Raw genomic sequence first — 12479 nt, 5'->3', positions numbered from 1 at the left:
ACCACGTGATTGCCTTGCTTCCAAGATATGCTGCGGGGCGCAAATTGCCCCGATGATTTGTTATCTTGGGCAGCAGAAAGTCAGCAGATGCCAGTTTCCCGCCTTGACGCAGAAGATTGCGGTTTTCCGCATTTCCGTATTCGCAGCCCTCATAAAGACCAGCATCCGAAAATCTTCGATTTTTCATCGCACTACCGTGCCGCAGAGGCCCTGAAATTCGGACTTTCCATGTCCGAGCCGGGCTTTAACATCTTTGTTCTTGGTCTGGATCGTGCGGGCCGTATGACCGCGACCCTTGATTATCTGAACAAGGCCATGGAAGAACGTTCAGCCCCGGATGACTGGGTTTATCTGAACAATTTTTCGCGCACCAACCGTCCGCGCCCCTATGCCCTGCCCGCGGGCGAAGGTCGCAAGCTTTTGTCTGCGATGGAAACCCTGATTTCGCATCTGCGCGAAGCATTTGCGTCGGCCTTTAACGCCCCGGCCCATCTGACCGAAACCCAGACCCAGACCGAAGAAGCCCGCACCCAGCTGCGCGAAAAATTCGATGCGCTGCGTGAATATGCCCGTGAACGGGGACTGGATGTTCAGGAAAACGAAAAAGGCGTGATGATCGTCGCCCTGAACGAAGACGGCGAACCGGTATCCCTTGATGAAATCCCCAAGGAACGCCGAAACGAGGCCGAAGACGCCTTTGAAGAGGTCGCCGAAGAAGCCCGTAAAACCCTTCTTTCGACCCGCGACCTTGAAGAACAGATTGCCGATACACTCGACAGTCTGCGTCGCAGTGCCGCCAAGGTCGTTTTGAAACCGCGCATCAAAAAGCTGCGCGACAAGTTCACAAGCCCGGGTCTTAAGGCGTGGTTCGAAGCGCTTGAAAAAGACATCCTTGATAATATCGACGCGTTCGAAGAAGCCAGCGATCAACCCGCCATCGAAAGCGGCGATGGCAAGATCCCGGAAACCGTCGATGATCGCTATGCGGTCAATCTTCTGATTGACCATTCGCGCGATACGCATCCTGACGTCGTTCTTGAACCAAGCCCAAGCTACGACAATCTTTTCGGGCAAATTCAGTACCGCCCGATGGGCGGTGGCATGCATCCGCATTTCAGCCTGATCAAACCGGGCGCGCTTCATCGTGCCAATGGCGGCGTTCTGGTTCTGCGTGCGGAAAGCCTGCTTGAACATGAAGAATGCTGGGGGTTTCTTAAGGCGGCCCTGCGTGACCGCGAAATCCGCATCGAGGAAACCCACAAGGGCGGCGCCCCGACGGCGGGTGCCCCCGAACCGCGCCCGATCCCGCTTGACCTTAAGGTCGTGATCGTTGGCGCGCCGAAATTCTATTACACGTTCTTTTCTCTCGATGTCGATTTTCGAAACCATTTCCGGGTCAAGGCCGACATTGATGCGGATATGCCCGCCGCCGGCCGCAACATATCGATTTATACCGGCTTGTTGCGCGAATCCGCCCTCGCCCGGTCGGGCATTCCGGTCGATAACGGTGCAATCCGCCAGCTTTTGGGACAGGCCGCGCGCTGGGCAGGTGAACGCGACAAACTGACCGCCCAGATCGAACGGGTTGAAGATGTCGCGATCGAGGCCGGCGCCGTTGCCAAGGCCGATGGTCGCGAAAGCATCCGTGCAGCCGACGTCAGACGCGCCATTGAGGAACGTCGTCACCGTAATTCCCGTCTGGAAGACAAATCGCACGAACGGGTCCAGCGCCGCGAAATCCTGATTGACAGCTATGGCGCGGTTGTTGGGCAGGTCAATGCATTGACCGTCCTGGATTACGGGGATCATGCCTTTGGCCTTCCGGCCCGTGTGTCGGCACGGTCTTATGTCGGCAGTCTCGGGGTTCTCAATATCGAACGCATGGTCGATATGTCAGGCCCGCTGCAACAGAAGTCGGTCATGACGATTGAAGGTTTCCTGAAATCGCGCTTTGCCCAGGACTTCCCGCTTTCCTTTGCCTGTAATGTCACGTTCGAACAGAACTATGGCGGCATCGAAGGCGATTCGGCATCAATGGCTGAGCTGTGTGCCATCATATCGGCGATCTCGCACGTACCGATGCGCCAGAATATCGGCATCACCGGATCGATGAACCAGTTCGGCGAAGCGCAGCCGGTTGGCGGTATTTCGCACAAGATCGAAGGGTTCTATCGGATTTGTGCCGATCAGGGCTTCACTGGGGATCAGGGCGTGATCATTCCGCAGGCCAATGCTGAAAATGTGGTCCTGCGCGAAGAAGTCGTTCAGGCAATCCGCCAGGGCAAGTTCAATATCTGGACTGTCGAGCACATCAATGACGCGGTCGAACTTCTGACCGGCATGCCATCCGGTGATCGTCCGGACAGCCAGTATCCGGAAGACAGCGTCTATGGCAAAGCCATGGAACGTCTGCGCAGGAATGACCAGATATTGCGTGACCGATATGCCTATCCCCCGCGCGCGGAGATGTAACAATGAAAGGACCACTCCAAGATCAGCCAGACAATGTGGCAGCCATGCCGCATGCTTCTGGCAATTTTGATCGGCGGGGTGGTCTTTTTTCTTTGATTGGTCTGGTTGCGTTGCTGGCCTTGAATGTCACGGTCATTTCCGACGTAGCGGCACAAACCAGCGAAATGACCGAATTCCCAACCGGGGCGGACATCATCCCAAATGATCTTCCCGCCCATGCATCACAACCGGTCTTGCGTAATCAACCGCTCAGCCTGCTTCCGGGAACGATCCCGGCCAGTGATACCGTCATTGATGACGCGGACATCCCGTCACTTGCCAATCAGTATTATCAAGAACTTACCGGCACAACGCCAAGCAGACCGCGCCCGGCGACAGTTCGCAAAACACCCGACAAGCCGACGCCAGCAGCCACCACCGTCATGACCAAACCACCGGCAGCAACAAACAACACCGTCCCCGCTGCATCCGTTGCAACCAGCCACCAAACAGCGACGACGGCTCCCGCAAAGCAGGTTATAGATACGGTTGTTGCAACGCGCGCCGCACAAACAACTGTGACGACGCCCGAAACGGCAAAGCATGATCCAAACGGGCGTTATCTGATCCAGCTGGGTGCTTTTCGTGACACGATTTCGGCTGAAAGTTACTGGGCAAGTTTCCTGGTGCGTTACCCCACCCTGTCAAAATCGCACACCAAACAGATCGTCACTGCCAATCTTGGCGTCAAAGGGATTTATCACCGGCTTCAACTGACCGGCTTTGCCACCTTTGATGGCGCCAAACAACAATGCCGCCAGCTGAAAGCTGACGGCACCGATTGCTTTGCATCCCATCGCTGAGCGATCAAAAGCGATCGCAGGCACCAATGGTCGGCACAATATTCTGATTTTTTGCGGCTCAGTTTCCTGGCGACAGCATGACGATCTTGTCAACGATCAGGGTCGTTGCTTCGGTACAGGTCGTCATCAATGCCATATGTCCGGTTACACGGACCTTGTCCCCCGGACGGAATCGGCTTGCCTTGTTGGCAAGCGCATAAAGCGTTCCATCTTCGGCACGGAAAGTCACACATTCGTTGCCGTGATCCGTAATTTCACCAACAACGGTAAAATTATCTTTTTGCAGGAATGAGCACGCAGACAGCGCCAGCGCAATGCCAATTACCGCAATTTTCTTAGTAAACCCAACCATCAACCGGTTTTGCATCGGTCGTTCTCCTGTGCGTGAACGATTCTCTTTGGACACAAATTCTTTCGTGCCACGTTAAGGTTCTTGTAACGCGATCAACGATACAACGATAGACATCCTTTTAAGGGTTTCACCATCCAATGTCATTGATTACAAGACGGCACATGGAAAAGTCGCAGATAGAATTGCTCATGGAACTTGCCGCTGATTTTCAGCAGCAGACCGCGATTAACAATCGCGCCAGTGAGGTTACCGAGCAAAGTAATGCTCTGTCGACTCTTGTTGATTTGGCGCGTGATATGCAAAACCGCCTGGATCAGCAGCAGAACCGCATTCGTCAACTTGAACTGATGGTCGAAACCGACGAGTTGACCGGCCTTTATAACCGCCGTGGTTTCATGCGGCGCACCCGCGAAGCATTGGCACGCGCGGCACGCACTGCCGAACGCGGCTTGATGGTGATTGCCGACCTTGACGGGTTCAAGGAAATCAATGACGAACATGGTCACGCCGCCGGTGATGCTGTTTTGCGCCATTTCGGACAGAATCTGCGTACCCATACCCGTTCCGATGACTTTGTCGCACGGTTTGGCGGGGATGAATTCGCCATTCTGATGACCGGAAGCAGCCCGGAAGCCGCTCAGAAACGCATTGCACAGCTTCAACAGGCAACCGTGCGGTTCCCGCTGATCTGGCAGGGAAAGGCATTGGCGATCAAGGCAAGCTTTGGCTACACGGTTTATAATGCCAAAAGTGACATTTCCGACCTGATTCGCGCCGCCGATCAGGCGATGTATGTCCAGAAGCATGCCGCACGTGAAAAAGCCGTTCCGGCCAAAAAAGACAACGACGCGGCCTAAGCCGCGCCTTGTTGCATTCTTTCCAGTCTTTTCACGACTTTACAGCTGTCTCGGGGACCGATTTTTCCCGCTATCGGGGCAATCTTTTGTGCCTGCCCGTTTTTTTTGGCTTATGAAGTGCAAATCCTTCATATCCTTAGTAAGATCGCTATCTAATAATGGCGGCAAATGCTGCAACAAGAATGATCAGGCGGCTTGAGAATGACGGTTCACAAATGACAGACAGCACCAGCTATTCTGCGGAAACAAATGACCAGGACCTTTTGGCCGCCATGGCGTTTTGCTGGGCCGACATGCTGCTGGAAGTAGATGAAAACGGCTATATCCTGTTTGTCGCCGGTGCGACCGAAAGTCTTTTGGGCTGTACGCCGGACCGACTGATTGGCGAGGCACTTGAAAAAATTGTCGTCAAATCGGAACGCCCGCTTCTACGTGCCTATCTGCATACAAGCAACGGGCTCAAACGCCTCGAAGAACTCGATCTGGATTTCCAGCTTTGCGAAGCCGATGATCAACCCGTTCAGGAAGCGGTCCCGCTGTCGCTAAGCGGTTATATGATCGCCGATCCGTCAAGCCGCTATTACATCGCCGCCCGTCATCGCGCCATTCGTCCCCGTGCACGATCGGGGATTGACCGCATCATTTTGCAAAACGCAGTTATCCGCCAGAACCAGCAGGCCGAAACCCGGCAAACCGCCCTTTTCAGCAACAAGGATGCCGGGTCGTATCACAGCGAAGCACTGGTGGTTCTTGAAAACCTGGCGGCATCGCGATCACAGGCGGAAACAGCGGCAACCAACGAACTGGCACGCCTGATCGGCATCGGGGCCAAACGGCTGTCATCACTAAGCGCATCCGATCTTGTTGCCCCCGGCCGGTCGGCAAAAATTCATCCGGTTGACGAGCCGATGATTGAACTTGAACGGCGGATTGTTGCCTATGCCAGTGCGCTTCGTGCCGATCTTGAAGAACCGGTGACCGGCGGGACACAGGATGACACATCTGCCCCGGCCGGTGGCGGACTGGCATCCCTGACCAACAATCCCGGTTCTGGCGAAAAGACGACCCGGCAAAAGAACGCCAATGACCTGTTTGGCAGCGATTATGAAAGTGCGCGCAACATTCATCATTTCGATACCGACAATGACGAAAATGATCGCGATACCAACCTTACCCGCGCGGTTGCCTATGCGCTTAATCGCATGCAGCGCAAGGCACAGAACGATGTCACTGCCGCGCGTCTTTCGGCCAGCCTGCCGCACCTGATCAATGAAACACTGAAATCGGTGCGCGCTTTTCGGGAAATTGTCGAAAACGGGTCATTTGCCGTCGCCCTGCAACCGATTGTCCATTTGCGCAGCCAGGAAATGCACCATTTTGAGGCCCTTGCACGCTTCAACATTGGCAACAGTCCGCTTGCGGTTGATCAGATCATCCATTTTGCCGAGGGCACCGGCCTGATTACCGAATTTGATCTTGCGATGTGCGGCAAGGTTCTTGATCATCTGCGCGACAATGCACAAAGCATCCCCCATCCGGTTGCCGTCAACCTTTCGGGCCATTCGCTTGAACAGGCGGGCTTCCTTCCGGCTCTGGCGGAATTGCTGGATCGTTATGACATCGCGCCGCACCGGGTGCTGTTTGAAGTAACCGAAACATCGCGCATTCGTGCCCTTGATGACGTCAATAACGGCTTGCAGGTGCTGCGCGAACGCGGCCATGAAATCTGCCTTGATGATTTTGGTGCCGGGGCTGCGAACTTTGAATATCTGAGCGCGCTTGACGTCGATATCATCAAATTTGATGGCGGGGCCATGCGCACCGCCCTTGCCAATCCCAAAGGACGTGCTTTCCTTAAGGCGACGGCCCTTCTTTGCAATGATCTTGGCATCCACACCATTGCCGAAATGATCCATGATCAGGCCAGCTATGAGATGGTCCGTGATCTGGGCATTGATTATGGTCAAGGCTATCACCTTGGCCCGCCCGTTACGATCAGCAGCAAAGCGTGTTTTGAAAAACTGCAGTCGGGCAAGTGCGATACCGACGCCGGAGAAAATGATTTGAACATTTCGACTGCAACAGGAGGAAGCCTATGACGCCGCGCCATCCTGTTGATGCCCCCGTTGATGCCAAAACCGCCGCAACCGACCCGCAAGATGATCTGACCAGATATGATGCGGATGTGTTTACCCTTGATCCCAAGGTGATGGCACAGGCCGAAGCACCGGTCATTGTGATGGATTCACATGGTGTGCCGCTTTTTGCCAACAAAAATGCCGTCGGCTTTGCCAAAGGTATCCGTGACGGGCTGTTCCCTGAAATCTATCAGTTGATCCGCCGTACCCTGACCACGCCGGGCGGGGTCGTAGAAATGATGACATTTGAAGTACAGCGCGGCACTGCGACGCTCGAACTGACCGCCCTTCCGACCACCAACAATCAGGTGATGATCCTGCCGCGTGATGTCAGCATGGATCGCAACCTTCGCGAAGCATTGATTGATTCGCGCCAGCGTTACCGCGACATTGTCGAAGTATCATCGGCTTTTGCGTGGGAAACCGACGACACGGGGAAATTCATTTTCGTGTCGCCGCGCGGTGCGCTGGGATACCGTGCCGATGATATTGTCGGGCGTTTTCCGCAGAACTTTCTTCTCGATACCGCCGATCAGGACAGCGAACATGTGTTTCGCAGTCAGAAGGCCGTGCGCGATGTTCCGGTCTGGTTCCGCCGGTCCAACGGCAAGGATGCCTGTCTTTCGGTATCCTCGACCCCGGTTTATTCGCGCGATGGACGCTGGACCGGGACGCGCGGGCTTGCCCATGACATTACCGAACAGCGCCGCCGCGAAAGCGAAGTCGCAACAGCCCGAAACCGCGACCGCCTGATGACCTATATCGTGCGGACCATGCGTGATGAAATCGATCCGCTTCTGGTTCTCAAGGGCGCATCAGAGGCCAGCACGCGGGCCCTTGCCTGTTCAAACTGCATCATTTTCAAACGCAATGATGAAACAGATGAACTTGAAATTGCAGCAGGCGACGAAAACCCCGAAGCCAGCCACATTGCAAAACAGGCCTTAAGCCAGTTGCAAAATTCGACCGATACCTTTGATGCCCATATGGGCCAGTATCGTATTCATGCCCTGCGCTGCCATTACCATCAACGCAACAACGGCGCTGTGATTTTCCTGTTTTCAGCAGATCACCCCGAACCGACCGACGGCGAACGTGCCATCATGACCGAAGTATCCGATCAGGTCGGCATTGCCATTGAACAGGCCATCCAGCATGAACGCATCCTGACCCTGTCACGGACTGACGGGATGACCGGGCTTTTGAACCGTCGCGCATTCTTCGAGGAACTCAAACGACGCCACAGCCGTCTTCAGCGTGAACGCGCCCCGGCTGCCTTGATGTATGTCGACATGGACAACTTCAAGATGGTCAATGACATCCACGGTCACCAGACCGGTGACGAAGCCATCCTCGCCCTGACCCGTGTTCTTCAGGACAATGTCCGCCCAGCCGATCTGATTGCCCGTCTTGGCGGGGACGAATTTGTGCTGTGGCTCGAAGGTGCCGATGTCTCTGCGGCTTCGGGACGCGCACGGCTGTTGATGAAGGAAAGCGCGATCCTTGGCCAGTATTCCGGCGACAAGGACCACCCGCTTGGAATATCGGTCGGGATTGCTGTTCATGAACCAGGTTCGAAAGAAAACCTGCAGCAACTTGTACAACGCGCAGATCAAACCATGTATCAGGTCAAGAAACATGGAAAAGGTCGCTTTGGCATCGCTGCCGCACCCGGCTCGGAAGAGCCGGCAAAGATCGAAGATTAGGAGGAATGCCCGATGAAGGGATTTTTACAGCGGGTATTCACCAAGCGGCGCGAAACCCCGATCACCTATGACGAAGCCAAGGAAATGGCCGCCAGCCCAGATGCCAATGTGCGCGGCAAACTTGCCCAGCGCCATGACACCCGGCCCGAAATCCTGTATTTCCTGGCATCCGACAATGATTCCTCGGTGCGTCGTCACATTGCGGCCAACGAAGCAACGCCGATTCAGGCCGATGTCCTTCTGACTGATGACGTCGATGACAGCGTCCGTGGCAGCCTTGCTGAAAAAATCGCCCATCTTTCGGCGGGTCTGACCCCCAACGAAACCGACAAATTGCGCCGCATGACCTATGAGGCGCTCGACAAGCTCGCACGTGACCAGGCCGTGCATGTCCGTCAGGTCATTTCCGAGACGCTCAAGGATATTGCCGAAGCCCCGCAACCAATCATTCAGCAGCTTGCCCGCGACGCCGAAAGCGTCGTTTGCGGACCTGTCCTTCAGTATTCCCCGGTCCTGACCGAAGAAGATCTTCTGGAAATTATTGAAGGCAGTTCTGGCCGCGGGGCACTGAGCTTTGTGTCACGTCGGCGCAATGTCGGCGAAAAGCTTGCCGATGCGATTGCCGCAAGCAGCGACAAGGATGCGATTTCGCACCTTCTTGGCAACAAGTCTGCACAAATCCGTGAAGAAACGCTCGATCAGCTGATTGATCGCGCACCGGATTATCCGGAATGGCACCAGCCGCTGGTCAACCGTCCGAAACTGCCGCCGACCGCAGCCGGGAAACTTGCGCGATTTGTCGCCGAAAACCTGATCAGCGTTCTGGAACGGCGCAAGGATCTTAAGAAAGATCAGCTTGAAGCCGTTCGCGAAGTGGTTCAACGCCGTATCGCATCTGGCGAGTTTGAAAAACGCGACGACGCCGCCGAAAACGCACCATCGGTCAAAAACAAAAAGGGCGAAAAAGTCCAACCGGCTTCTGCGGGCGACGCCGCGTCAAACGAAGAAGCAGAAGAAGACGGCGAACCGGCCTTTGAAAAGGCGCTTGCCCTTCATGCAAAGAAAAAACTGACCGATAAGGAAGTCGCCAAGGCCCTTGCGGCCAATGACGTCAAATTTGCCCGCGCATCGCTTGCGGTTCTGGCCGGTATTCCGCCAGAAGCCGTAACCAAGGTTCTGAATACACATTCGGCAAAGGGTGTCGTTTCACTGGCATGGAAGGCCGGCCTGCCGGCTGATCTTGCGGTGAAGATTCAGGTCAAGCTTGGTCACGTACCGCCAAGCCAGACCCTTAATCCACGCAATGGCAACCAATACCCGCTAAGCGAAGATGACATGAACTGGCAGCTTGAATTCTTTACCGGTATGGCGACCACCGGGCTGCGCTAAGATCACCCCGTTGCGGGTGCTGATTTCCATATGATCTGATTATCGGGACGCCTGGTCTGTGACCGGGCGTTCCATACAGATATGGGGAATGCCGTCTTCTTCATAGACGTCACCAAACTGAACAAATCCAAGACTTTGATAGAACTCCTTCAGGTAAAGCTGCGCATTCAGATAGATCGGCTTACCCCCGAATTCCTGCGCGCAAACATCGATGGCACGGGCCATAAGGCTCCGCCCGATCCCCTGCCCGCGCAGTTTTTCGCTTGTGACCACACGCCCGATGGCCGGACGGTCACCCTGTTCGGCATGTCCCGGATCGACACCGGGCGCAACAATGCGTGCGGCAGCCAGAACGTCACGACCGTTTGTGGCCTTGTCAACAGCCAGCAGATGGGTGCAGAGCGGATCAAGGCCATCAATTTCAGGAAAAATGCAGTCCTGTTCGATGATAAAAATCTGCTGACGCAATTGCAGCAGACTGTGAACCTGGTGGGGCGTCATCGCGTCAAAATGGCAAACAATCCATTCCAGATCGCAGGAAGTCCTGGTCATCGATATTTCTTTCAAAAGGCAGGGTAAATCAGGTGTGGCATGTGAACGTGGCGCTTGGTGGCAATACCATCACCCCATTGTCAGGAAACCGTTTTTTCAATGAAATAGATAAAGACATCGTCTTCCTGATCCGAAGAAATCAGACGATTGCCGGTCATTTCACAAAAAGACTTCATATCCGCAACGGATCCGGGATCCGTTGCCAGGACTTTCAAAACGCCCCCGTCCGGCACATCACGCAGGGATTTCTTCGCCTTAAGCACTGGCATGGGACAAATCAATCCTCGTGCATCGAGAATTAGATCAAATTTATCACTTGAAGATGACGACATGAACGACCTTATAAAAAAATCGGAAATCGGTCTGATATAGCGCCAATTGGCGATTGTTGCATTTGCACAATATGTTAGACTGAAAAACAACAATCAATCAAACGCTGTTAGCCTGCCCGCAATGCAAATCTATCTCCCTATTGCCGAAATATCGGTAAATATATTTCTGATTTTGGGACTGGGCGGCGGAGTTGGCTTTTTGTCCGGCCTGTTCGGCGTTGGCGGCGGCTTTCTGATTACCCCGCTTTTGATTTTTTATGGCATTCCCCCCGCTGTATCTGTGGCGACAGCCGCGAACCAGATTGTCGCATCGTCGGTGTCCGGCGTATTTGCGCATTGGCGCCGTGGCAATGTTGACATCAAGATGGGCCTTGTGCTGCTGGCGGGTGGTATTGTCGGGTCGACGGTCGGTGTCTGGGTCTTTGCCTGGTTGCGTTCACTGGGTCAGATCGACCTTGTGATTTCTCTTTGCTATGTCATCTTCCTTGGCATTATCGGCGGGATGATGTTGCTTGAAGCAACCCGGGCAATTTTCAGAACCCGGCGCAAAGGCCCGATCCGTCGATCGAAAAAGCACCAGCACAGCTTTATCCACGGCCTGCCCTTCAAGATGCGGTTTTATCGCTCAGGCCTGTATATCAGTGCGCTTTTGCCACTGGCTGTCGGGTTCTTTGTCGGCATGCTGACCGCCTTGATGGGGGTTGGTGGCGGCTTTGTCATGGTTCCGGCGATGATTTATCTGCTGGGCATGCCGACCGGGGTGGTGATCGGAACTTCGCTGTTTCAGATCATCTTTGTCACGGCCAACGTTACCTTCCTGCAATCGGTTCAGACCCAGACGGTTGACGTTGCACTGGCCATCCTGCTTCTGATCGGTGGTGTGATCGGCGCCCAGTTCGGCGCCCAGTTCGGTGCGCGGCTCAAGGCGGAACACCTGCGTGCGCTTCTGGGGCTGCTGGTTTTGTCGGTATGCCTCAAACTTCTGTTTGATCTGGTGATCGAGCCTGACGAACTTTATTCCATCATGCCGGGGGATCTGTGATGTCCCTATCGGCACGGTTTATCGCATCGATCTGTCTTTCGGCATTCGCTGTCATTGCGACTAGCACACCAATGAAACGCGCCTTGGCCGATCCGCTTGTCGTGGATTTGTCAAACCATCTGGTGGCGATCACCACCGGCTTTACCGGTACTGACGTCTTGTTGTTTGGTGCAGTCCAGAACGAAGGCGATGTCATCGTGACCGTACGCGGCCCCGATCAGGACATGGTTGTCCGTCGCAAGGAACGCAAAGTCGGCATCTGGGTGAATGCCGAAAGCGCGCGCTATAAAAATGTTCCGGCCTATTATGCCAGTGCGTCCAACCGCCCGATGGATATCATCGCCCCGCAAAACATTCTTCAGGATTACCGCATCGGCCTGGACAACCAGCGTTTTATCGCCGTGTCCGACAATCCTGATGCCGATCAGAAAGTCTATCGCGATGCGCTGGTTCGCAACATGCAGAATGCCGGTTTGTTCAACCAGCGTCCGGCAAAAATCAGCTTCCTGTCAAACCAGCTGTTTCGAACCGACATTCATTTCCCGGCCAACACCCCGACCGGGACCTATACGATCAATGTCTATCTGATCCGTGATGGCCGTATCGCCAGTGTAAAGACCACCCCGCTGGTTGTTTCCAAAACCGGCGTCAGTGCCGAAGTCTATGAATTCGCCCATCGCTATTCGGCGCTCTATGGCATTATTGCGGTGATCATCGCCGTCATTGCCGGCTGGATCGCCAGTGTGGCATTCCGCAAACGCTAGTGCCCGGTTCCACCGGCTCCAACGCCGAGTTGG

Annotated in this window: 11 protein-coding genes; 8 read left to right on the top strand and 3 right to left on the bottom strand. The window is 54.7% G+C overall.

Translation table 11 applies throughout. The annotated features are described in order from the left end of the window. Positions 1-87 precede the first annotated feature (87 nt). Positions 88-2472, top strand: a complete 2385-nt coding sequence (locus tag AUQ42_RS12080) for a Lon protease family protein (RefSeq protein WP_068519330.1) — start codon at positions 88-90, stop codon at positions 2470-2472. Positions 2473-2474: 2 nt separating this feature from the next. Beyond that, a complete protein-coding gene (locus AUQ42_RS12075) occupies positions 2475-3314 on the top strand; it encodes an SPOR domain-containing protein (RefSeq protein ID WP_068519329.1) in 840 nt (279 codons plus the stop codon). A gap of 58 nt (positions 3315-3372) precedes the next feature. On the opposite strand, the gene AUQ42_RS12070 is transcribed toward AUQ42_RS12075, so the two are convergent. Beyond that, on the bottom strand, positions 3373-3666 hold the full coding sequence (locus AUQ42_RS12070; protein ID WP_228195335.1) for a DUF5818 domain-containing protein: 294 nt from the start codon (positions 3664-3666) through the stop codon (positions 3373-3375). A gap of 161 nt (positions 3667-3827) precedes the next feature. On the opposite strand from AUQ42_RS12070, the gene AUQ42_RS12065 reads away from it, so the two are divergent. From AUQ42_RS12065 to AUQ42_RS12050, 4 genes are all read left to right on the top strand, one after another. Further along, the gene (locus AUQ42_RS12065) at positions 3828-4523 is read left to right on the top strand and encodes a GGDEF domain-containing protein (RefSeq protein ID WP_068519327.1); all 696 of its coding nucleotides are present in this window, start codon (positions 3828-3830) and stop codon (positions 4521-4523) included. Between the two features lie 215 nt (positions 4524-4738). Continuing rightward, a complete protein-coding gene (locus tag AUQ42_RS12060; RefSeq protein ID WP_068519414.1) occupies positions 4739-6622 on the top strand; it encodes an EAL domain-containing protein in 1884 nt (627 codons plus the stop codon). Beyond that, entirely contained in the window at positions 6619-8367 is a 1749-nt protein-coding gene (locus tag AUQ42_RS12055) for a diguanylate cyclase domain-containing protein (RefSeq protein ID WP_068519326.1), read from the top strand. Before AUQ42_RS12060 ends, AUQ42_RS12055 begins: the two co-directional genes overlap by 4 nt. A 12-nt stretch (positions 8368-8379) precedes the next feature. Beyond that, positions 8380-9756 carry a DUF2336 domain-containing protein gene (locus AUQ42_RS12050; RefSeq protein ID WP_068519325.1) on the top strand — a complete coding sequence of 459 codons (1377 nt, stop codon included), beginning with the start codon at positions 8380-8382 and terminating at the stop codon, positions 9754-9756. Between the two features lie 39 nt (positions 9757-9795). Here AUQ42_RS12050 and AUQ42_RS12045 read toward each other — a convergent pair whose 3' ends face one another. Then, entirely contained in the window at positions 9796-10308 is a 513-nt protein-coding gene (locus AUQ42_RS12045) for a GNAT family N-acetyltransferase (protein WP_068519324.1), read from the bottom strand. Between the two features lie 80 nt (positions 10309-10388). Continuing rightward, positions 10389-10640, bottom strand: a complete 252-nt coding sequence (locus AUQ42_RS12040) for a sulfurtransferase TusA family protein (RefSeq protein ID WP_068519323.1) — start codon at positions 10638-10640, stop codon at positions 10389-10391. A gap of 121 nt (positions 10641-10761) precedes the next feature. Here AUQ42_RS12040 and AUQ42_RS12035 point away from each other — a divergent pair, with 121 nt between their 5' ends. Both AUQ42_RS12035 and AUQ42_RS12030 read left to right on the top strand, forming a co-directional pair. Then, positions 10762-11682 carry a sulfite exporter TauE/SafE family protein gene (locus AUQ42_RS12035; protein ID WP_068519413.1) on the top strand — a complete coding sequence of 307 codons (921 nt, stop codon included), beginning with the start codon at positions 10762-10764 and terminating at the stop codon, positions 11680-11682. Further along, the gene (locus AUQ42_RS12030; protein ID WP_068519322.1) at positions 11682-12446 is read left to right on the top strand and encodes a TIGR02186 family protein; all 765 of its coding nucleotides are present in this window, start codon (positions 11682-11684) and stop codon (positions 12444-12446) included. The genes AUQ42_RS12035 and AUQ42_RS12030 overlap by 1 nt, the downstream gene beginning before the upstream one ends. Positions 12447-12479: the final 33 nt, after the last annotated feature.

The sequence above is a fragment of the Thalassospira sp. MCCC 1A02491 genome (assembly GCF_001613785.1).
Taxonomy (GTDB): Bacteria; Pseudomonadota; Alphaproteobacteria; order Rhodospirillales; family Thalassospiraceae; genus Thalassospira; species Thalassospira povalilytica.
Note: the sequence above shows the minus strand (reverse complement) of the source record. Positions and strands in the feature narration are given on the sequence as shown.

Bases quoted from the DNA above. Each gene is read 5' to 3' on its own strand.
- AUQ42_RS12080 (WP_068519330.1), top strand. From the start codon at position 88: ATGCCAGTTTCCCGCCTTGACGCAGAAGATTGCGGTTTTCCGCATTTC.
- AUQ42_RS12075 (WP_068519329.1), top strand. From the start codon at position 2,475: ATGAAAGGACCACTCCAAGATCAGCCAGACAATGTGGCAGCCATGCCG.
- AUQ42_RS12070 (WP_228195335.1), bottom strand. From the start codon at position 3,666: ATGGTTGGGTTTACTAAGAAAATTGCGGTAATTGGCATTGCGCTGGCG.
- AUQ42_RS12065 (WP_068519327.1), top strand. From the start codon at position 3,828: ATGGAAAAGTCGCAGATAGAATTGCTCATGGAACTTGCCGCTGATTTT.
- AUQ42_RS12060 (WP_068519414.1), top strand. From the start codon at position 4,739: ATGACAGACAGCACCAGCTATTCTGCGGAAACAAATGACCAGGACCTT.
- AUQ42_RS12055 (WP_068519326.1), top strand. From the start codon at position 6,619: ATGACGCCGCGCCATCCTGTTGATGCCCCCGTTGATGCCAAAACCGCC.
- AUQ42_RS12050 (WP_068519325.1), top strand. From the start codon at position 8,380: ATGAAGGGATTTTTACAGCGGGTATTCACCAAGCGGCGCGAAACCCCG.
- AUQ42_RS12045 (WP_068519324.1), bottom strand. From the start codon at position 10,308: ATGACCAGGACTTCCTGCGATCTGGAATGGATTGTTTGCCATTTTGAC.
- AUQ42_RS12040 (WP_068519323.1), bottom strand. From the start codon at position 10,640: ATGTCGTCATCTTCAAGTGATAAATTTGATCTAATTCTCGATGCACGA.
- AUQ42_RS12035 (WP_068519413.1), top strand. From the start codon at position 10,762: ATGCAAATCTATCTCCCTATTGCCGAAATATCGGTAAATATATTTCTG.
- AUQ42_RS12030 (WP_068519322.1), top strand. From the start codon at position 11,682: ATGTCCCTATCGGCACGGTTTATCGCATCGATCTGTCTTTCGGCATTC.